Origin of the sequence: Intestinirhabdus alba, from assembly GCF_009711095.1 — a bacterium.
Taxonomy (GTDB): Bacteria; Pseudomonadota; Gammaproteobacteria; order Enterobacterales; family Enterobacteriaceae; genus Intestinirhabdus; species Intestinirhabdus alba.
On record NZ_WMJZ01000007.1, the window covers coordinates 14,103 to 34,224 of the forward strand.

19 protein-coding genes and 1 pseudogene are annotated in these 20,122 nt (G+C 60.0%); 14 read left to right on the forward strand and 6 right to left on the reverse strand.

Going from position 1 to position 20,122, the window contains the following annotated elements; all coding sequences use genetic code 11:
* Nucleotides 1–219: 219 nt before the first annotated feature.
* The 3 genes from GJV78_RS06800 (at nucleotide 220) to GJV78_RS06810 (ending at nucleotide 2,610) form a co-directional block, all read left to right on the forward strand.
* The gene (locus tag GJV78_RS06800) at nucleotides 220–525 is read left to right on the forward strand and encodes a hypothetical protein (protein WP_155107615.1); all 306 of its coding nucleotides are present in this window, start codon (nucleotides 220–222) and stop codon (nucleotides 523–525) included.
* 657 nt (nucleotides 526–1,182) lie between these two features.
* A complete protein-coding gene (locus GJV78_RS06805; RefSeq protein ID WP_155107616.1) occupies nucleotides 1,183–1,458 on the forward strand; it encodes a metal/formaldehyde-sensitive transcriptional repressor in 276 nt (91 codons plus the stop codon).
* Nucleotides 1,459–1,491: 33 nt separating this feature from the next.
* A complete protein-coding gene (locus GJV78_RS06810; RefSeq protein WP_155107617.1) occupies nucleotides 1,492–2,610 on the forward strand; it encodes an S-(hydroxymethyl)glutathione dehydrogenase/class III alcohol dehydrogenase in 1,119 nt (372 codons plus the stop codon).
* 62 nt (nucleotides 2,611–2,672) lie between these two features.
* Here the strand turns inward: GJV78_RS06810 and GJV78_RS06815 are convergent, their stop codons facing one another.
* The 3 genes from GJV78_RS06815 to pcaH all read right to left on the reverse strand — a co-directional run bounded on the left by GJV78_RS06815 (nucleotide 2,673) and on the right by pcaH (nucleotide 5,164).
* Nucleotides 2,673–3,599 (reverse strand): LysR substrate-binding domain-containing protein, encoded by a 927-nt coding sequence (locus GJV78_RS06815; protein WP_155107618.1) that lies wholly within the window; start codon nucleotides 3,597–3,599, stop codon nucleotides 2,673–2,675.
* A 207-nt stretch (nucleotides 3,600–3,806) separates the two neighbouring features.
* Nucleotides 3,807–4,427, reverse strand: a complete 621-nt coding sequence (gene pcaG, locus GJV78_RS06820) for a protocatechuate 3,4-dioxygenase subunit alpha (protein ID WP_155107619.1) — start codon at nucleotides 4,425–4,427, stop codon at nucleotides 3,807–3,809.
* Nucleotides 4,427–5,164, reverse strand: coding sequence for a protocatechuate 3,4-dioxygenase subunit beta (gene pcaH / locus GJV78_RS06825; RefSeq protein WP_155107620.1), 738 nt, complete (start codon nucleotides 5,162–5,164; stop codon nucleotides 4,427–4,429). Before pcaH ends, pcaG begins: the two co-directional genes overlap by 1 nt.
* Nucleotides 5,165–5,321: 157 nt before the next feature.
* Between pcaH and GJV78_RS06830 the strand changes: the two are divergent.
* From GJV78_RS06830 to GJV78_RS06845, 4 genes and pseudogenes are all read left to right on the forward strand, one after another.
* Nucleotides 5,322–5,510: pseudogene (locus GJV78_RS06830) on the forward strand (2-oxoadipate dioxygenase/decarboxylase family protein); the annotation flags it as partial.
* 109 nt (nucleotides 5,511–5,619) lie between these two features.
* Nucleotides 5,620–7,128 (forward strand): carboxylesterase/lipase family protein, encoded by a 1,509-nt coding sequence (locus GJV78_RS06835; RefSeq protein ID WP_155107621.1) that lies wholly within the window; start codon nucleotides 5,620–5,622, stop codon nucleotides 7,126–7,128.
* Nucleotides 7,129–7,316: 188 nt separating this feature from the next.
* The gene (locus GJV78_RS06840) at nucleotides 7,317–8,978 is read left to right on the forward strand and encodes a glucan biosynthesis protein D (RefSeq protein WP_155107622.1); all 1,662 of its coding nucleotides are present in this window, start codon (nucleotides 7,317–7,319) and stop codon (nucleotides 8,976–8,978) included.
* Nucleotides 8,979–9,292: 314 nt separating this feature from the next.
* Nucleotides 9,293–9,517 carry a YdcH family protein gene (locus GJV78_RS06845; protein WP_155107623.1) on the forward strand — a complete coding sequence of 75 codons (225 nt, stop codon included), beginning with the start codon at nucleotides 9,293–9,295 and terminating at the stop codon, nucleotides 9,515–9,517.
* 77 nt (nucleotides 9,518–9,594) lie between these two features.
* Here GJV78_RS06845 and alr read toward each other — a convergent pair whose 3' ends face one another.
* Entirely contained in the window at nucleotides 9,595–10,815 is a 1,221-nt protein-coding gene (gene alr, locus GJV78_RS06850) for an alanine racemase (RefSeq protein ID WP_155107624.1), read from the reverse strand.
* Between the two features lie 167 nt (nucleotides 10,816–10,982).
* On the opposite strand from alr, the gene rimL reads away from it, so the two are divergent.
* The 4 genes from rimL (at nucleotide 10,983) to GJV78_RS06870 (ending at nucleotide 14,151) form a co-directional block, all read left to right on the forward strand.
* Entirely contained in the window at nucleotides 10,983–11,528 is a 546-nt protein-coding gene (rimL, locus tag GJV78_RS06855; RefSeq protein WP_155107625.1) for a 50S ribosomal protein L7/L12-serine acetyltransferase, read from the forward strand.
* A gap of 231 nt (nucleotides 11,529–11,759) precedes the next feature.
* Nucleotides 11,760–12,764, forward strand: coding sequence for a dicarboxylate transporter/tellurite-resistance protein TehA (tehA, locus tag GJV78_RS06860; RefSeq protein WP_155107626.1), 1,005 nt, complete (start codon nucleotides 11,760–11,762; stop codon nucleotides 12,762–12,764).
* Nucleotides 12,761–13,357: a tellurite resistance methyltransferase TehB gene (gene tehB, locus GJV78_RS06865; RefSeq protein ID WP_155107627.1), complete on the forward strand. Its 597-nt coding sequence runs from the start codon at nucleotides 12,761–12,763 to the stop codon at nucleotides 13,355–13,357. Before tehA ends, tehB begins: the two co-directional genes overlap by 4 nt.
* 125 nt (nucleotides 13,358–13,482) lie before the next feature.
* A complete protein-coding gene (locus GJV78_RS06870) occupies nucleotides 13,483–14,151 on the forward strand; it encodes a DUF3313 domain-containing protein (RefSeq protein ID WP_155107628.1) in 669 nt (222 codons plus the stop codon).
* A 10-nt stretch (nucleotides 14,152–14,161) separates the two neighbouring features.
* On the opposite strand, the gene GJV78_RS06875 is transcribed toward GJV78_RS06870, so the two are convergent.
* Nucleotides 14,162–15,112 (reverse strand): DMT family transporter, encoded by a 951-nt coding sequence (locus tag GJV78_RS06875; RefSeq protein ID WP_155107629.1) that lies wholly within the window; start codon nucleotides 15,110–15,112, stop codon nucleotides 14,162–14,164.
* Between the two features lie 172 nt (nucleotides 15,113–15,284).
* On the opposite strand from GJV78_RS06875, the gene GJV78_RS06880 reads away from it, so the two are divergent.
* Nucleotides 15,285–16,160, forward strand: a complete 876-nt coding sequence (locus tag GJV78_RS06880) for an AraC family transcriptional regulator (RefSeq protein WP_155107630.1) — start codon at nucleotides 15,285–15,287, stop codon at nucleotides 16,158–16,160.
* A 103-nt stretch (nucleotides 16,161–16,263) separates the two neighbouring features.
* On the opposite strand, the gene GJV78_RS06885 is transcribed toward GJV78_RS06880, so the two are convergent.
* A complete protein-coding gene (locus tag GJV78_RS06885; protein ID WP_155107631.1) occupies nucleotides 16,264–17,445 on the reverse strand; it encodes a benzoate/H(+) symporter BenE family transporter in 1,182 nt (393 codons plus the stop codon).
* A 91-nt stretch (nucleotides 17,446–17,536) separates the two neighbouring features.
* Between GJV78_RS06885 and GJV78_RS06890 the strand changes: the two genes are divergently transcribed.
* Nucleotides 17,537–18,073, forward strand: a complete 537-nt coding sequence (locus tag GJV78_RS06890; protein ID WP_155107632.1) for a helix-turn-helix domain-containing protein — start codon at nucleotides 17,537–17,539, stop codon at nucleotides 18,071–18,073.
* A 78-nt stretch (nucleotides 18,074–18,151) separates the two neighbouring features.
* Nucleotides 18,152–20,113 (forward strand): peptidase U32 family protein, encoded by a 1,962-nt coding sequence (locus GJV78_RS06895; RefSeq protein ID WP_155107633.1) that lies wholly within the window; start codon nucleotides 18,152–18,154, stop codon nucleotides 20,111–20,113.
* Nucleotides 20,114–20,122: the final 9 nt, after the last annotated feature.

Consider the following 20,122-nt stretch of genomic DNA (forward strand, 5'->3'; position numbering starts at 1 on the left):
ATTTTTACTATCCCGTGATATTTCACGCCACGGCCCGTCGATTGTGTGCAATACCTAAATAATTGCCAAACAGCGTTTAAAATGAGTTTTGCTGAGAAGCTGATACCTGTTAGCTTTTATTGCCTGAAACCTGGACCCTCAGGGCTATTTTGCCTGCTATGTTAAATCCGGGCAGCGTACGCAAAAAACGCATCTTTAGTTAATCACAAGGTCAGAGCAATGAAAAAATTACTTTTAACCGGCGTCGCCGTTATTTTACTTGCCGGCTGCGCGCAGTCTCGTCCACTGTCGTCTTATAATGATATTGATCTTTGTACTCTTAAGGGTCGATCTATAGGTTATGGTGATATTAAGATTATGCCCAGGATTCTGGCTGAGTTCACCCGCCGGGGAACACTCTCTATCAGTGAGGCGGATTGTGAAACCTATATTCAGACCGCAAAACAGAACGCGCAAATCGATATACAAAATAACCGGGATGTGCTGAACCAGCTTGCGCGATCGGAGGAAAAGAAATCGCGTTAAGCAACGATGGGCAAAGCGTTATTATCCGGCGCGATAACCTGAACTCATCCGCATAATTTTTGATGGCGTAAATGAAATCGAAACATCACGTCTAACTCGTTACTGATGTTTCGATTCTCAGTAGTTCAGGCAGGCTTTCCTTTAATTTTATGTTTTTCCATACAGAGAATCTTTGAGTGAGTATGCCAGAACAGGGTTCTAACCGATCATGGTTTTTGTTGCTATGTTACATTTATAGCTGACTACGGCATGAGAACCGGCCACAGCGCAGGCTTAATAATACTTCCCAGATAACCCTGGTCTCCCCATTTTTCAGCAGTCTGGCACTCCTGCATGACTCTTTCAGGATGCGCGATAAATGTTTCCCGGATCTGTTTTTTACGGCTACCGGAATCATCATGATTGAAGCATTGACCCGATCCACCGAATTAAATTCACGAAGCATGGTGAATTCTGTTGCCTTTATAAAAATATCCAGGTTACCCGTTACTACAACGTCAATATCGAAGTACAGCAGATCCTGATCGCCAATGACCGGGTGTGCTCCACCAGCCAGGCCAGTTATTTATGCGTAACTCTCTGATACTCAGTAAATTATAACTTTTACAAACAGATAACGACTTGATACCATACCCCCCTATAGTATCAGGAGGGCGTATGCCGCATTCACCTGCAGATAAAAAACGTATCCTCACCCGCGTTCGTCGTATTCGCGGGCAGGTTGAGGCGCTTGAACGGGCGCTGGCCTCCGGCGAACCCTGCCTGGCTATCCTGCAGCAGATTGCCGCCGTGCGCGGTGCCGCCAACGGTCTGATGGGCGAAATGGTGGAGATCCACCTGAAGGACGAACTGGTCAGCGGGGAGACCACCCCCGATCAGCGCGCCGTTCGCATGGCTGAAGTCGGCCACCTTCTCCGCGCTTATCTAAAATAGACCTATTCACTTCGTAATAAAGGGAAGAGACAGATGAAATCACGTGCTGCAGTTGCATTCGGCCCTGGCCAGCCGCTAAAAATCGTTGAAATTGACGTGGAAGCGCCGAAAAAGGGGGAAGTGCTGGTAAAAATTACCCATACCGGGGTGTGCCACACCGACGCCTTTACCCTCTCGGGGGACGATCCGGAGGGCGTTTTCCCGGCGGTGCTCGGCCATGAGGGTGGCGGGGTGGTCGTGGAGGTCGGTGAAGGGGTGACCAGCCTGAAGCCGGGCGACCACGTTATTCCTCTCTATACCGCCGAATGTGGCGAGTGCAAGTTCTGTAAATCCGGCAAAACCAACCTCTGCCAGGCGGTGCGCGCCACCCAGGGCAAAGGCCTGATGCCGGATGGCACCACCCGTTTTTCCTTTAACGGCGAGCCGATTTATCACTATATGGGCACCAGCACCTTCAGTGAATATACCGTCTGTGCGGAGATCTCCCTGGCGAAAGTTAACCCGCAGGCACCTCTGGACAAAATTTGCCTGCTGGGCTGCGGCGTGACGACCGGCATCGGCGCGGTGCACAACACCGCCAGGGTGAAAGCGGGCGACAGCGTGGCGGTATTCGGCCTCGGCGGCATTGGTCTGGCGGTGATCCAGGGCGCGGTGCAGGCGAAGGCGGGGCGTATCCTGGCGATTGACACCAATCCGGAGAAATTTACGCTGGCCGCAGAGATGGGAGCCACCGACTTTATCAACCCGAACGATTTTGACAGGCCAATCCAGGAGATCATCGTGGAGCTGACCGACGGCGGCGTCGACTTCAGCTTTGAGTGCATCGGCAACGTCAACGTGATGCGCGCGGCGCTGGAGTGCTGCCACAAGGGCTGGGGCGAAAGCATTATTATCGGGGTTGCGGGTGCCGGTCAGGAAATTAAAACCCGACCGTTTCAACTGGTTACCGGGCGCGTCTGGCGCGGTTCGGCCTTTGGTGGCGTCAAAGGGCGCAGCCAGTTGCCGGGGATGGTTGAAGAGGCGATGGCCGGGAAAATCCGTCTCGACCCGTTTATTACCCATCGTCTGCCCCTTGAGCAGATCAATGAAGCCTTCGATCTGATGCACGAAGGGAAGTCCATTCGCACCGTGATCCACTTTGGCGACAGCTGACCAGCACCTTCTGCCGGATTTCAGGTGGTGTCCGACCCGATAGAGGGACACCGCCTAATCGATCAGAATTGCGGCATCGTTTTCCGGATGGCGTTAATCAACGCCTGCGCCCCGGAGGAGAGGGGCGAATCCACGCGGGTCAGAATGCCGACAGGCTCCCCCGCGCCGTGGGTTGGAACCGGTAGCGACACCAGCGTCGCCTGGCGCAAATCCTCTTTTACCGCGCCGGAGGGCACGAACCAGACATAGTCATACTCCACCGTCAGCTGGCGCGACAGCGACGCCGACAGCGTCTCGATACAGCCGGAGGGGAGCTTACAGCCCTCGCTTTGCAGCAGCGCCTCGGCGTTCTGGCGCGGCACCGTGCCCTTCGGCGAGATAACCACCGGCCACTCCATCACATGGCTGAGGGTCACCGTCTGCTGCAGCAACGGGTGGCCGGGGCGTACCACCAGCTTCAGCGACTCCAGAAACAGCAGCTCATAATTGAGGCCGCTCATCAGCTCCGGGTCCGACATCCGCCCTATGCCGATATCGATCTCAGCGGATTTTAATCCCGCCAGCAGCATGGTGTTATTCATGGTGGCCACCTGCAGCGTGACCTCTTTCTGCTGCTGATGAAACAGGCCAATCGCCGTCGGAAGAATGCCCAGCGCGGCGGTCGGCAGCGCACCGATGCGCACCACGGCACTATCCAGCCCGGCCCTGCGGTTCAGCGCCAGCCCGGCGGTGTTCAGCGCGTCCAGCACCTTTACCGCGTGGATCAGAAACTGTTCGCCGGACGGAGTAAGCTGCGCCCCAAGGCGGCCGCGCTCAAACAGGCGGGTGCCGGTCAGTTGCTCCAGCTCGTTTAGCGTCTTCGACAGCGCCGGCTGGCTGAGGCTGAGGGTTTCTGCCGCGCGTCCCAGGGTTCCTTGTTGAGCAACGGCGACAAAAGTATGTAGGTGGCGCAGACGAATGCGCTGACTGAACAGGCTATTTTTTTCCATAAGCGATGTTAAAAACAGAGCCGTAGCGGTGACAAGTTAAGTTATTTGCTTTTGATAACCTCATTGCAAATTATTATTAACATTTAATGCAATTGAGTTACAGCTATTTGTGTCGTCACGTTTATCCGCCAGGAGGCCGGGGAGGAGAAAAGGGGCGTCGGTGCCGGCCCCGCCAGCAGAGGCAGGGCGGCAACGGCAGAACGCGGGTCACAGGTCGAAAAAGACCGTTTCCTGTTCTCCCTGCAGGTGAATATCGAAGCGGTAGACGATCTCGTCCCCGCGTCGTTCACGCTGGCCGATCAGGGTCTGGCGACGAACCTCCCATTCAATCAGGTTCAGCACCGGATCGCGTCGGTTGGCCTCCTGTTCATCGGAGAAGTACATGCGCGTGTTCAGGCCGATATTAATGCCGCGCGCCACGATCCACAGGTTAACGTGCGGGGCCATCGGGCGGCCGTCGCGTCCGGTGACCACGCCGGGCTTCACGGTTTCAAAGCGCCAGACGCCGCTGTCGAAGTCGGAGCAGCTCCGCCCCCAGCCGCGAAAATCAGCATCAACCGGCTTCTCCTCCTGCCGATCCGCCGGATGGTTATAGCGCCCGTGGGCGTTGGCCTGCCAGATCTCCAGCAGCACATCGCGTACCGGCGTGCCGGAGCCGTCAATCACCCGTCCTTCGATGGTAATCCGCTCGCCTTCGGTATGGCTGTTGGCCAGCGTGGCGCAGAAGTTTTTCTCAAAAATATGAAATCCGGCGGCGTCCGGTGCCAGTCCGATATGGACGTAAGGACCGGCGGTTTGCGAGGCGGTTTCCGGGAAATAGCTTTTCATTATGCGGCTCCCTGGGTGCGGTTTTCAAACAGGGTGGCGCACTGTCCGCGCAGCACCAAATCAAAGCGGTAGGCCAGGCAGTCCAGCGGAACGGCGGCGTGGATGTCCAGCCCGGCAATCAGCGTGCGCACGGCGTCATCGTTATTGATGGTTTTCACAATCGGACACTGGCGGATCAGCGGGTCGCCCTCAAAGTACATCTGGGTGATCAGGCGCTGGGCGAAAGCGTCACCGGAAAGCGAAAAGTGAATGTGCGACGGCCGCCAGTCGCTGGCCTGGTTGCGCCAGGGGTAAGGGCCGGGCTTGATGGTGCGAAAGAAGTAATAGCCGTTTTCATCGGTCAGCACCCGGCCGCAGCCGCCGAAGTTGGGGTCAACAGGCGCGAGGTATTGATCTTTCTTGTGCCGGTAGCGACCCCCGGCGTTGGCCTGCCAGACCTCCACCAGCGTGTTTTTCATCGGACGACCAAATCCGTCGCGCACATAGCCGTGAACGATAATGCGCTCGCCCACCGGAAGGCCGTCTTTGGCATAGTTCATGATCAAATCGTTATCCAGCGGCCCCAGATCGTGCTGACAGAACTGTGGCCCGGTGATTTCAGACAGCGAGCTTTGCAAAGAGATCAGCGCGTTGCGCGGCGAGCGCAGGATGCTGGTCTTATAACCGGGGGCGAAGGCGGGAGGATGGCAGTTATAGTCGCGATGAACAATCTCGCTCGGGGACCCTTTTTCACTCATAGCGAACTCCGTAGGTAAAGAGACGTTTTCTTTGTCATTCTGTCGCCAATGAGTGTGTGTAAATGATCTGTTAATTTAAAGTGAATTTACACCGGTTTTTATATAACCCCTGGCTATGGATTACGCCCTGAGCGCTGGCGCAGAGTGGATTTAGCAAAAGCAGGAGGTGCCGCAGTATGGTGCGCTGCTGGAATTGGTCGCCGGGTGCTGGAAAATAATCCCGGCCTGCATGAGGCGCTGATCAACGCCGACGAGCACCACGGCGCGATCCGCGTTGGAACTGTTCACCCTGCGACGGATGTTCGCGGTGATGGGCATGTATCCGGTCGGCTATTACGCTCTCTCTTGATGAGTTTGCGCTGTACCCGCAGGCGGAGGAGCAAAGCAAACGGCGTTGCGGTCTGCTTTGAACCCGGTATCCTGTAGGGATGTAATAGTTGACGGAACAAAAGGATATGTTGCATTCCTCACACCCGCTGGTTGAAACCGCGCAGGGTAAACTTCTCGGCGTTACTGAGAACGATCTCCACGTCTGGCGCGGCATCCCCTTTGCCCAGCCGCCGGTCGGTGAACTGCGCTGGCGCGCGCCGCGGCCGGTTACGCCGTGGACGGAGGTGCGGCACGCCGGGCGCTTCTCCTGCGCCAGCTGGCAGGATATCGAATACTGCATGGAGATCGGCGGCGGCGATCCGGGCCACTTCTCAGAAGATTGTCTCTATCTCAACGTCTGGTCACCGGCCGTGCGTCGCGCGCCGCTGCCGGTCATGGTCTGGCTGCACGGGGGCGGCTATACCCTTGGTGCCGGCAGCCTGCCGGTTTACGACGGCGGGGCGCTGGCGCGTCGCGAGGCGACGATCGTCACGGTCAATTACCGGCTGGGGCATCTGGGCTTTTTCGCACATCCGGCCCTCGACGGCGAGGAGGGCGAAATTATTCATAACTTTGCCCTCCTCGATCAGATCGCCGCCCTGCGCTGGGTGCAGGAGAATATTGCCGCCTTCGGCGGCGATCCGCAGAACGTCACGCTGTTCGGCGAATCGGCCGGGGCGCGTAGCGTGCTGTCGCTGATGGCCTCGCCCCGGGCAAAGGGGCTGTTCCATAAGGCCATTGTCCAGAGCGCCTACACCCTGCCCGATACTCCGCGCGAAGCGGCGCTGAAGAAGGGCGTGGCGCTGGCGGAGCATCTTAACCTGCCTGACGCCACCGCCGAACAGCTGCGGGCGATCCCGGCGGAGACCTTCTGGCCTCTTGGCGCGCCCTTTAACATAGCCCCAACGCCGATCGCCGGCGATGCGGTGCTACCTGAGCCGATGCTTGACGTCTTCTTCGCCGGAAAACAGCAGCCGATGCCGGTGCTGATTGGCTCCAACAGCGATGAAGCGAGCGTAATGGCGGTGTTCAACGTCGATCCTGCCGGTGAGATCGAGAAGCTGCGCCGTAAGCATCGTTTTGCCCTGGGGTTGATCCGGTTGCTCTATCCCGGCGTGAAGGGCGACGCCAGGCTGGGGCGTCAGGTCTGTCGCGACATGGCGTTTACCACTCTGGGCTACGTGGTGATGCAGGCGCAGCAGCGGGCGGGGGAGCCGTGCTGGCGCTACTGGTTCGACTACGTGGCCGAATCTGAGCACGAGACCTACCCCCACGGCACCTGGCACGGCAATGAGCTGCCGTACGTCTTCGATACCCTGACGCTGGCGGAGCCGACCCGACGCTATGCCAGCGCCGGCGATCTGGCTTTTGCCGCCCATGTCGCCGACTACTGGGTGAGTTTCGCCCGCCGTGCCGGCCGCGCCTGCGACGTGCTGCCGGGGCCGGTGCCCTGGCCCGCCTCGCTGTCCGGCCGGGATCGGCTGTTGCGTATCGGGCTGAACAAGTTTGCCGGTTTTAAGGTTGAGAAGCGCTTTATGCGCGCGCGGCTGGCGCTGTTTAAGCGGGTGATGAAGCACCACGTCAGCCTCGATTAGAACGGAAACCCGGGGCGATAAATTTCCTCCCGCCGCCGCCCGGAAAAATATTTTCTGCTTTGCGCAATATGTGGCCGGGCGGCAATTGGATTATCAGCGATTTTTGTCTAGAGTGGGCGGCACGCAACCTGCCGCTGCGACGACCAGCGCGCGACTCTCCACCCCACCAGAAGGATCCACTTCCAGGCATGAATCGCAGACGATTTATCACAGGTTCACTGGCGATGGCCGCCGCCCACGGCACCGGCGGTATTGCTTCGCTCTTTTCCCGCGCCGCGTTTGCCGCGGATTCAGAGATTGCCGACGGCCATTCCCGACGTTTTGACTTTGGGGTGCTGCAATCCGCCGCCCGCGAGCTGGCGCAAAAGCCGTGGGGCGGCGCGCCGCGACCGCTGCCGGAGACGCTGGCCAACCTGACGCCGCAGGCCTATAACAGCATCCAGTATGACGCCGCCCATTCGTTATGGAACAACGTCGAGGGCCGCCAGCTGGACGCGCAGTTTTTCCACGTCGGAATGGGCTTTCGCCGCCGGGTGCGAATGTTCTCCGTAGACGCCGTCAGCCATCAGGCCCGTGAGATCCACTTTCGTCCTGAGCTGTTCAGATACCATGATGCGGGCGTTGATACGGCGCAGCTGGAAGGGCAGACCGATCTCGGCTTTGCCGGATTCCGGGTGTTTAAAGCGCCGGAGCTGGCGCGCCGCGACGTGGTGTCGTTTCTGGGAGCCAGCTACTTCCGCGCGGTGGATGATACTTATCAGTACGGGCTGTCCGCCCGCGGGCTGGCCATTGATACCTACGCCAATGGCCAGGAGGAGTTCCCTGACTTTACCGCCTTCTGGTTCGAAACCGTGAAGCCGGGAGCGACAACCTTTACCGTCTACGCGCTGCTCGACAGCCCCAGCATCGCCGGTGCGTACCGCTTCACCATCCGCTGCGAGAAAACCCGGACGATTATGGAGGTGGACAACCGCCTGTACGCCCGCAAGAACATCCAGCAGCTGGGGATTGCGCCGATGACCAGCATGTTCAGCTGCGGCACCAGCGAGCGCCGGATGTGCGACACCATCCATCCGCAGATCCACGACTCCGATCGCCTGGCGATGTGGCGCGGCAACGGCGAATGGATTTGCCGTCCGCTGAATAATCCGCAGAAGCTGCAGTTTAACGCCTTCGTTGACGACAATCCGCAGGGATTCGGCCTGTTGCAGCTGGATCGCGAGTTTAGCCATTACCAGGACGTTATCGGCTGGTACAACAAGCGCCCGAGCCTGTGGGTGGAGCCACGTAACCGGTGGGGAAAGGGGGCGATTGCCCTGATGGAGATCCCGACCACCGGCGAAACGCTGGATAACGTGGTCTGCTTCTGGCAGCCGGAAAAGGCAATTTCCGCCGGGGACGAGCTGGCGTTTAACTACCGCCTGTACTGGAGCGCGCAGCCGCCGGTGCAATCGCCGCTGGCCAGGGTGATGGCTACCCGTACCGGAATGGGCGGTTTTCCGGAGGGCTGGGCACCGGGCGAGCACTATCCGCAAACGTGGGCGCGACGCTTCGCTATTGACTTCATTGGCGGCGATCTGCAGGCGGCCGCGCCGAAGGGCATTGAACCGGTTATCACCCTTTCCGGCGGCGAGGCCAGGCAGATAGAAATCCTTTACGTTGAGCCGTTCGACGGCTACCGCATTCAGTTTGACTGGTATCCCACCTCCGCATCGGCCGATCCGGTGGATATGCGCCTGTTTCTGCGCTGTCGGGGTGAGGCGATCAGTGAAACCTGGCTGTATCAGTATTTTCCGCCGCCGCCGGAGCAGCGGCGCTATGTTGATGACCGGGTGATGCGCCCGGCGTAGGCCGCCTCCCCGCCCGGCGGCGGGGAGGGGGGGCTGTACAAGATTTAAACTCGATCCTGTTCGCATTTTTTCGCAACCTAAGCAGGTAAGCTGGGTCGTGTATTTTTAGGCTGTGTCCCGTAACCGGGCGTGGCTCGCGTCCCGCAGGGCTGGGGCCATTCAGGCCCGCTGCCGCGTTACTCGCCGTGCATCTGGAATAACCAAATATTACGGCTCGCGCCTTGCCCCGGACCTGAATGACCGCCAGCGACGCTCACGAACGGTTACGGGACATAGCCTGATACACCTCTTTTGGCTACTCACAGGGAGAGCGTATGTTTCCAGAATACAGAGATCTGATTACCCGACTGAAAACCGAGAATCCTCGCTTTTTGTCTCTTTTTGAAAAACACAACAGCCTCGATCACGAAATTGCCCGCCTGGAAGGGGCCGACGGCCGTGGGTACAGTCTGGATATTGTTCGCCTGAAGAAACAGAAACTCCAGTTGAAGGATGACCTGCTGAAAATATTGCAGAAGGAGAGCGCCAGCGAAGGCTGAGTAACGTTCCACCACCTGAATTAAGGGCTTCCTGTCGGCGGGAAGCCCTTTCTGCATAAGGCGGCGGGAATCGCCGGTTAATCGACCAGCACGCGCCTGTTGGTCGCCCCCCAGAGAATCGACATCTCGGTAAAAAGCGCGCCGCTGATCTCCTCAACTTCCTCTGCGTCGATCCGGCCGCTGCCCTGCCTGCCGAAAAGCACCACCTCATCGCCGGGGGTGACCTGGGGCAGATCGGTAACGTCGACCATCACCGTATTCATTGAAGTTTTGCCCAGCACCGGCACCCGCTGTCCGCGGATCAGCACGTGCCCGGCATTGCTGAACACCCGACGGTAGCCGTCCGCGTAGCCGGTGGGAATATTAGCCAGCAGCGAATCGCGTTTCAGGGTCCGGGTCCGATCATAGCCTACGGTGTTGCCTGCCGGATAGCGGTTAACGGCGGCGACGGCGGATTTAAAGGTCATCGCACGCTTATAGTCGCTGCTGGCGATGGTATCGCCATAGAAAATGCCGCCCACGCGAACCATATCGAGCCAGGCGTCGCGAACCGTCAGGGTGGCAAAGGTATTGGCGACGTGCAGCGTCACCTCCGGCCGCTTAAGGCCGGTGGCCTTAAGCACCTGGGCGGACTGCGCCTTAAAACGGGCGAGATCGCGCTGTACGGCCGCCGCGTCCTCTTCCGGAAAGTGGGACATAATACCAACGATTTTCAGGCCGGGAAGCGCGGCAATGGCGCGGGCCTGCTCCAGCCCGGCGGTACTGCTGACCTCCAGTCCGTTTCTCGACATGCCGCCCGAATTCAGCGCCAGGTGAACGCGCAGCGTTTTTCCCTTTTCCACGGCGATGGCATTCAGCCGCGTTGCCATCTCCAGATTGCCAATCAACTCTTCGGTATCAAAGTCCACCGCCTGGCGCATCTCATCTTCGGTGGCGTTGCGCACCCGCATCAGCTGGCCGGTAAAGCCCAGCTGACGGACGGTACGGATCTCCTCATTGCTGGCAAGGCCGATACACTCAACGCCGTTCTGCAGCATAATCGGGGTTACAAGGGAAAGACCGTGGCCGTAGGCGTCCCCTTTAAGGATCGCGCACAGCCGGGTCTGACTTCCCAACAGCTGCTGTACCTTATGGATATTGAATTCCAGGGCACTACGGGATATTTCCAGGGTGGTATTCGCCACCGTCTGCTGCTGGCTGACAGCGACGGGATCTTTCTTTGCGGCGGGGCCGGGCTGATGACAGGCGGTTATCAGCAGCAGCGGGAGCAGGGCTAAATGACGTGAAGACAGGATCATGCGCTTTCCTTTGCAAATATGTGTGTTGTGTTTGATGTGGCGTACCCTCCTCTGCAGGGAAGGTGCCAAACTATACTAACGGAAAAAACCACCGGGATAGCGGCTAATCTGTTGCGTAATAACGAAAAAAAGACGCCAGCGCCCCCAGATTTGCACGAGAAAAGGCTATGAATGAACAAATTGACGTTAACGACGGGCTGACGCTGCGGGCGGTAAACGAAAACCACGTGGTGGCGCTGCATCGGCTGGTAATGAAAAACAGAGCGTGGCTGCAGCAGACGCTAAACTGGCCGCAGCTGGTTACGACGGAAGAGGATACGCGCAAGAACGTGCAGGCCAATATGCTGCTGCACCGGCGTGGCTACGCCAAAATGTATCTTATTTTTGACGGGGAGCAGGTCATCGGCGTAATGGCCTTCAACCAGATCGAGCCGCTGAACAAGACGGCCTGGATCGGCTATTGGCTGGACGAGGCGCGGCAGGGGGAGGGCGTGGCATCGCGGGCGCTGCAGGCGCTGATCCGCCACTATGCGCAGCGGGGCGAAATCCGGCGCTTTGCGATCCGCTGTCGCGTGGATAATCCGGCGAGCAACCGGCTGGCCCGGCGCAACGGCTTTCTGCTGGAAGGCTGCCTGAAGCAGGCCGAGTTTCTCAACGGCCGTTACGATGATGTGAACCTGTACGCGCGCATTATTGATGGCGATCCGGCGTGAATCTTTGGGTGACGTTGTCACTTATTGTCGCCCCGCGCGCTCCCGCCGTCGCGGGTAAACGGCCGGGTTCCGGCCTTTATCAAGGCCGGCCGCTGACCCTGTTGGCGGACGGCAGGCGGTTACCCGGCACCGCTTCGTCTATATTTTTGCGGCCGCCCGTTCTGTGAGGCTGGCTATGTGGCGTCGAATTCCATAAAATGCATTTCAAATATTATTTATAATTTAAAAAAAATGAGTAAAAAAAAGTCATGCGATAAGGTACTCAATCTTCCGGCAGGTTATTTTGGTATGGTGCTGGGCACCATTGGGATGGGCTTCGCCTGGCGCTATGCCAGCCAGATTTGGCCGGTCAGCCACTGGATTGGCGACGGTCTGGTGATTCTGGCGATCGTCATCTGGAGCCTGCTGGCGCTGGCGTTTCTCACCCGGCTGCTGCGCTTCCCGCGCAGCGTCCTTGCTGAGATGCGCCATCCGGTGATGAGCAGCTTCGTCAGCCTGTTTCCGGCTACCACCATGCTGGTGGCAATAGGGTGCGCGCCCTGGCTGCGCCCGCTGGCCGTCGGCCTGTTCAGCGTCGGCGTGGTTTGCCAATTGCTCTACGCCGCCTGGCAAAACGCCGGACTGTGGCGCGGCTCCCATCCCAGGGAGGCCACCACGCCGGGTCTTTACCTGCCAACCGTCGCCAATAACTTTATTAGCGCCATGGCCTGCGGCGCGCTGGGTTATCATGACGCCGGAGTGGTGTTTCTCGGCGCGGGCGTCTTCTCCTGGCTGAGCCTGGAGCCGGCGATCCTGCAGCGCCTGCGCAGCGCCGGAGAGCTGCCGATGGCCCTGCGCACCTCCCTTGGCATTCAGCTTGCGCCGGCGCTGGTCGCCTGTAGCGCCTGGCTGAGCGTCAACGGCGGGGAGTGCGACGTGCTGGCGAAAATGCTTTTCGGCTACGGTCTGCTGCAGCTGCTGTTTATGCTGCGGCTGATACCGTGGTATCTTGCCCAGCCGTTTAATGCCTCTTTCTGGAGCTTCTCGTTCGGCATCTCGGCGCTGGCGACCACCGGCCTGCATCTTGGCCACAGCGAGACGACGGGATTCTTCCATACGCTGGCGGTTCCGCTGTTTATTTTTACTAACGTTATTATTGGGCTATTGCTGATTCGCACCTTTGTGCTGTTGATACAGGGAAAGCTGCTGATCAAAAGCGAACGCGCCGCATTAACCCAATCTGAGGACAACTCATGACCCTTCGCGATGAAAACTACTTTACCGAAAAATATGACTTAACCCGCACCCACTCAGAGGTGCTGGCGGCGGCAAAAATCGTTACGCCGGGCAAAACCCTGGATCTGGGCTGCGGGAACGGCCGCAACAGCCTCTGGCTGGCGGCAAACGGCTATGACGTCACCGCGTGGGACAAAAATGCAATGAGCATCGCCAACGTTGGGCGGATCAAGGCGGCGGAAGGGCTGACGAATCTGCAGACGAAGGTCGTCGATCTCAACGCCCTGAGCTTTGAGGGCGAGTATGATTTTATCCTCTCCACCGTGGTCATGATGTTCCTTGAAGCGCAGACCATTCCCGGGCTTATCGCCAACATGCAGCGCTGCACAAAGCCCGGCGGCTATAACCTGATCGTCGCCGCAATGGACACCGCCGATTTTCCCTGCACCGTCGGCTTCCCGTTCGCCTTTAAAGAGGGCGAGCTGCGCGACTATTACGCCGGCTGGGATCGGCTGAAGTACAACGAAGATGTCGGTCAGCTGCACCGCACCGACGCCGACGGCAACCGCATTAAGCTGCGCTTCGCCACCCTGCTGGCGCGTAAGGCTGGCTGATGCTTTTCTGCGCCCGGCGACGGGCGCAGAAGCAGAAGGAAAACCGTTACGTTTTTAGCAGTACGGAAACACGTTTCGTTTGCTACGATTTCAGCTGCATATCGGCAAATTTAAGGAATCGTTTCATGCGTAGCCATGCTTTATCCAACGTTGCGGCGCTGGCCTGCCTGCTGGCGCTCTCGGGATGTGCATCAAAAGTCACTCAGCCGGAGAAATTCTCCGGCTTTTTAAGCAGCTATTCCGATCTGAAAGAGACCACCTCGGCATCCGGGCAGCCGGTGTTGCGCTGGGTGGCCCCCGGCTTCAACGACGCAAATTATGACACTATCGTCTGGCACCCGATAACCTATTATCCGACGCCAAAGCCGACAACCCAGACAGGGCAGCAGGTGCTGGACAAGCTGCTGAACTACACCAACGCTTCGCTGAAAACCGCCATTGCCGAACGTAAACCGCTGGTCACTACGCCCGGCCCGCGCAGCCTGATCTTCCGCGGGGCCATCACCGGCGTGGATACCAGCCCAAAAGGGCTGCAGTTCTACGAGGTGATCCCGGTGGCGCTGGTGATTGCCGGCACGCAGATGGCGACCGGCCATCGCAGTGAAAATACCCATCTCTACTTTGAAGGCGAACTTATCGACGCGGCCAGCGGCAGGCCGGTGGTGAAGGTGGTACGTCAGGGGCAGGGGAAAGTGTTGAACAACGCCAGCACGCCGCTGACCGTGGAGAGCCTGAAAGAGGTGGTGGATAACATGGCGACGGATGCCACCATGTTTGATGTGAATAAAAAATAGGCCGCTGAGTTCAGGTCTGATTCGCGCCGCCGTCTGCCAGCGAAGCGCCATCCGCAGATGGCGTTTTTTTATGCCCGGAAAGACGCGGCAGGACGCCGGGGCGGGCGAACATCACCAGATTCCCCAGCAGGATCAGCGTCAGACCGGCCACCGCGTTTGCCCGCCAGACATAGCCTTCCCAGAAGGTGGAGAGCGTGAGCGCCACCAGCGGAAACAGCAGCGTGCACCAGGCGGCGTTGCCGGCTCCAATGCGTCCGACCAGGGTAAACCAGGCGGCGAAGGCCACGATCGAGCCGAAGATCGCCAGATAAAACAGCGCCCCAAGGTAGCGGACGGTCAGCTGCGGCATAAAGCTGTCGCCGCGCGCCAGCGCAATCCCGGCGAGCAGCAGCGTACCGTAAAACATCGCCCAGCCGTTGGTGGTTAACACCGCCAGGCCTTTCCTCTGATGGCGGAGGCCGATCGTACTGCCCAGCGAAAAGCCAAAGGTGCCCAGTACGCTCAGGCCAATGCCCGGCAGCAGCGAATAGCTAAAGCCGCCGGTGAACAGATCCTGCCAGAACAGCAGCACAATACCCGTCAGTCCTGAGGCGGTGGCAAGGTAAAAGCGTGCGGGAGGACGCTGGCCGAAGAAAAGGAAGCCGTTGACCGCGTTAAACAGTATCGCCATAGAGAAGATGACCGACTCCAGCCCGGTGTTGATCCACGCCGTCGCGCTGTAAAAACACCAGAAGTTAAAGCAAAACACGCAGCCGCCCTGCAGCAGGCAGAACAGATGGTCGCGTCCCGACAGTCCGCGCAGCTTCCCGCGCGCCAGCAGAATCGGTATCATCAGCGCGCTGGCCACGGCAAAGCGCCAGAAGATAGAGACCGGTGCCGAAACCGGCCCCTGCTGCAGACCAATGGCGATCCAGGTGGTGCCCCATATGATAGTAACCAGCCCGTACAGGAGTGCGTTCATACTTTTCCCTCTTGATTTCTCAGGCGGCTACTGTGCCGCAGGCGGAGACACGGCGCTTTCATTCGCCTGCGGGGGACTTGCAAAATCTTGCGCTTTTCTTCCGACAGAGGGTGCTCGCCCCCTGCGGCTGCGATAAACTGGCGGCCTGGTAATCCGTTGCTGAAGGAGTGGCATGACCTGTACTTACAACGCTTTCGAAAACCTGCTCCGGCATAACGCCGTGCTGCACGAGTCGGTGGCGCTGCACTCCGGCATCCAGCTGGCGGCCTGGTCGAATAAGCGCGACACCCTTACCCAGTATTGCGATCACCACACCCTCAGCCTCTACGTGGCGGACGGCTATGAAAGCTACTACCGAACGGCGGGCGGCTGGAAAAACGGCGGTGGGCCGGACCGCTTCTGCCTGATGCCGAAAGAGAGCGAGTCGACCTGGGATATCCGCGACGATCTCTCTTTTATTCATCTTTACTGTACCGACGCGCACCTGCGTAAGATTGGCGAAAAAATATGGGATAAAAGCCCGTATCGCCTGACGCTGGAGGAGCGCCATTTTGGCGACGATCCGGCGATCGCCGCCATCTATCGCCAGTTTTTCCTCGGCAACGACTGGCAGCAGGCCGCCAACCATCTGGCCCTGAGCGCCGCCTCAACGCTGCTGATGACTCATCTGCTTCAGCGCTACAGCAGCGTGCAGTGGCGGCTGCCGAGGGTCACCGGCGGGCTGGCCCCGGCGACTCTGCGCAACGTGCTGGCGTATATTGAGGCCCACCTGTCTGAATCGCTGACCCTGGGCGATCTGGCGCACGAGGCGGCGCTGAGCGAATTTCACTTTGCGCGGATGTTCCGCCAGTCGATGAAGATGGCCCCGCATCAGTACGTGATGCAGCGGCGGATGGCGCTGGCCAGGGAGCTGGTACTGCACACCCGGCGCGCCTTAACGGATATCGCGCTGGCCTGCGGCTTCAGCTCGCCCAGCCACTTCAGCAACCGCTTTAAGCAGGCTACCGGCAAAACGCCGTCGCAGCTACGGGCGGCGGCTCAGGCTTAACCGGGCATGGCGACGACGTCGGGCTGGAGCTATTCAGGTCCGCTGCCGCGTTGCTCGCCGTGCATCTGGAATGCTCGCGCCTTGCCCCGAATCTGAACGACCGTCAGCGACGTTCACGAGCGGTTAAGGGACACAGCCTGAATACCGCGTGGCAGATACCGCCGGCCACCAGTCCCCAGAAGGCGGAGCCGATACCCAGCAGCGTGACGCCGCTGGCGGTCACCAGAAAGGCGACGATCGCCGCGTCGCGTTCAGCCGGATTGTTCAGCGCCTGGTGCAGGCTGCCGCCCAGCGTGCTCAGCAGCGCCAGGCCCGCCAGCATCTGCACCCAACTGACCGGCAGCGCCGCCATAACGCCGGTTACCGCGCCGCCGAAAATCCCGGCAATCAGATAGAATCCCCCCGCGGCGGCGGCGGCCAGCCAGCGTTTACCCGAATCGGGATGCGCCTCCGGACTCTGGCAGATGGCGGCGGTAATCGCCGCGATACATACTGAATAGACGCCGAAAGGGGAGAACAGCAGCGCCAGCAGCCCGGTGGCGACGATAAGCGGGGAAACCGGCAGGTTGTAGCCTGCGGCCTTCATGGTTGCCACGCCCGGCGCATTTTGCGAGGCCATGGTCACCAGAAACAGCGGAACCGCCACCCCGAAGGTGTGAACCAGCGAGAAGCGCGGCGCGATAAACTGCGGCAGGGTCGGAGCGAAGCTCACGCTATCTGTGACAACGTCACCTCGCAGCAGGGCGATGGCCATCCCGACCAGCATAGCGGCAATCACCGCGTAGCGGGGAGCCACAGCCTTCAGCACCAGCCACGTCAGCAGCATACTGCCGCACAGCGCCAGCTCCCCGTCGAGCGCGCCAAACGCCTGCAGGCCGAAGCGCAGCAGAATTCCCGCCAGCATCGCCGCCGCCAGCGAATGTGGCACCACCCGCATCAGACGGGCAAACAGCCCGGTGACCCCGCACAGCACAATCAGGGCGTTGGCGATAATAAATACGCCAACCGCCTCCGCCAGGGTCAGCCCCTGCAGCCCGGTAACCAGCAGTGCCGCGCCCGGCGTGGACCAGGCGGTGAGCACCGGCGCGCGATACCAGAGCGACAGCGCCAGGCTGCTGACGCCCATGGCGATCCCCAGCGCCGTCATCCAGCCGGCGATTTGTCCGGGGCTGGCCCCGGCGGCCTGCGCCGCCTGCCAGATGATGGCCGCCGAGCTGGCGTAGCCGATCAGCACGGCGATAAAACCGGAAAGCAGGGTAGGCAGTGGCAGAGTAAAAGTACGCATGGCGGCTCCTTGTGCGTTATAGCGTCCGCTTACTGTAGCAGTTGTGCGTTCGCCGACAAGTGATAAGCTGCCGTTTTGCAGGAGAAGATCGATGGAAAACCTGACTTATTTTCTGGCCGCTACGCTGAAGCGTCTGCGCCAGCAGCGCGGATGGAGCCTGTCACAGCTGGCGGCGGCCACCGGCGTATCGAAAGCGATGCTCGGCCAGATCGAGCGCGGCGAGTCCAGCCCGACGGTGGCCACGCTGTGGAAGATCGCCACCGGCCTGAACGTGCCGTTCTCCACCTTTATTTCACCGCCGGAGGCCGAACATCCGCCCACCTATGACCCGCAGCAGCAGGCAATGGTGGTAACGCCGCTGTTTCCGTGGGACCCGGAGCTGCGCTTTGACCACCTCTCTATTCTGCTGGCCCCCGGCGCGCTCAGCCAGTCTACCCCCCACGAAGTCGGGGTCGTTGAGCACGTGGTGGTCATTTCCGGCGAACTGGAGATGCGTCTCGACGACCGCTGGCGAAGGCTGAAGGCCGGGGAGGGCGTACGTTTCGCCGGCGATCGGCCCCACGCCTACCGCAACGCCAGCGGCCAGACGACGCACTTTCACTCGCTGATCCATTACCCGCACAGTTAAGCGGGAAAACTATTTCGCAACGCCGCGCTTGTGACTACAATAGCCGCCATTTTGCTGCTATCAGATAAGAGTAACCGTATGCGCCAGCCCCCCGAACGTCTCGAACTACTCAGTCCGGCCCGCGACACCGCCATCGCCAGAGAGGCCATACTGCACGGCGCGGACGCCGTTTATATCGGCGGGCCGGGGTTTGGCGCGCGGCATAACGCCGGCAACAGCCTGCGGGATATCGCTGAGCTGGTGCCGTTCGCCCATCTTTACGGCGTAAAGGTGTTTATCACCCTTAACACCATTCTGCACGATGACGAGCTGGAGCCGGCCCGGCGGCTGATCCACGATCTCTACAACGTCGGGGTGGACGCGCTGATCGTGCAGGATATGGGGATTCTGCAGCTGGATATTCCGCCCATTGAGCTGCACGCCAGCACCCAGTGCGATATCCGCAGCGTAGAGAAGGCGAAATTTCTCTCCGACGTCGGCTTCAGCCAGATTGTGCTGGCCCGCGAGCTGAACCTGGCGCAGATCCGCGCCATTCATCAGGCCACCGACGCCACCCTTGAGTTTTTTATTCACGGCGCGCTGTGCGTGGCCTACTCCGGCCAGTGCTATATTTCCCACGCCCAGACCGGACGCAGCGCCAACCGCGGCGACTGCTCCCAGGCGTGCCGCTTGCCCTACACTCTGAAAGACGACCAGGGCCGGGTGGTCTGCTGGGAAAAGCACCTGCTGTCGATGAAGGACAACGATCAGACCGCCAACCTTGAGGCGCTGATTGACGCGGGGGTGCGCTCCTTCAAAATTGAAGGGCGCTACAAGGATATGGCCTATGTGAAGAACATTACCGCCCATTACCGACAGAAGCTGGACGCCATTATCGACGCGCGCGGCGACCTGGCGCGCGCCTCTTCGGGCCGCACCCGGCATTTCTTCACCCCCTCAACCGACAAAACCTTCCACCGCGGCAGCACCGACTATTTTGTTAACGCCCGCCGGGGAGATATCGGGGCCTTCGACTCGCCAAAATATATTGGCCTGCCGATAGGGAAAGTGCTGAAGGTGGCGAAAGACCATCTCGACGTGGCGGTCAGCGAGCCGCTGGCCAACGGCGACGGCCTCAACGTGCTGATTAAGCGCGAGGCGGTGGGCTTTCGCGCCAACACGGTGGAGAAGATCGGCGACAATCGCTGGCGCGTCTGGCCCAACGAGATGCCCGCCGATCTGCACAAGGCGCGGCCGGATCAGCCCCTGAACCGTAACCTTGACCATAGCTGGCAGCAGGCGCTGAGCCGCACCTCCAGCGAGCGCCGGGTGGCGGTGGACGTGGCGCTGGGGGGCTGGCGGGAGCAGTTGATCCTGACGCTGACCAGCGAGGAGGGGGTCAGCGTGACCCACACCCTGGACGGCCAGTTCGACGAGGCCCGAAACCCGGAGGCGGCGCTGAACAACCTGAGGGAGAGTCTGAGCAAGTTCGGTCAGACCCGCTACGCTCCCCGCGACGTGCAGATTACCCTGCCCGGCGCGCCGTTTGTGCCGGGCGGCCAGCTTAACCAGCTGCGTCGGGACGCGGTGGCGATGCTGGACGCCGCGCGGCTGGCCGCCTGGCCCCGGGGCCGTCGGAAGCCGGAGGCCGATCCCGCGCCGCTCTATCCGCAGTCGCACCTGAGCTATCTCGCCAACGTCTATAACCACAAGGCGCGCGAGTTCTACCACCGCTACGGCGTCCAGCTGATCGACGCCGCCTATGAGGCCCATGAGGAGAGAGGCGAGGTGCCGGTCATGATTGCCAAACACTGCCTGCGCTTCGCCTTTAACCTCTGTCCAAAGCAGGCGAAGGGCAACATCAAGAGCTGGAAGGCGACGCCGATGCAGCTGGTCAATGGCGATGAGGTGCTGACCCTGAAGTTTGACTGCCGATCGTGTGAGATGCACGTTATCGGCAGGATCAAAAATCATATTATCAAATCGCCGCCGCCGGGCAGCGTGGTGGCCTCCGTTACGGCGGAGGCGCTGGTAAAGACCCTGCCGAAGCGCCGGAGCTGAAGCCAGCAG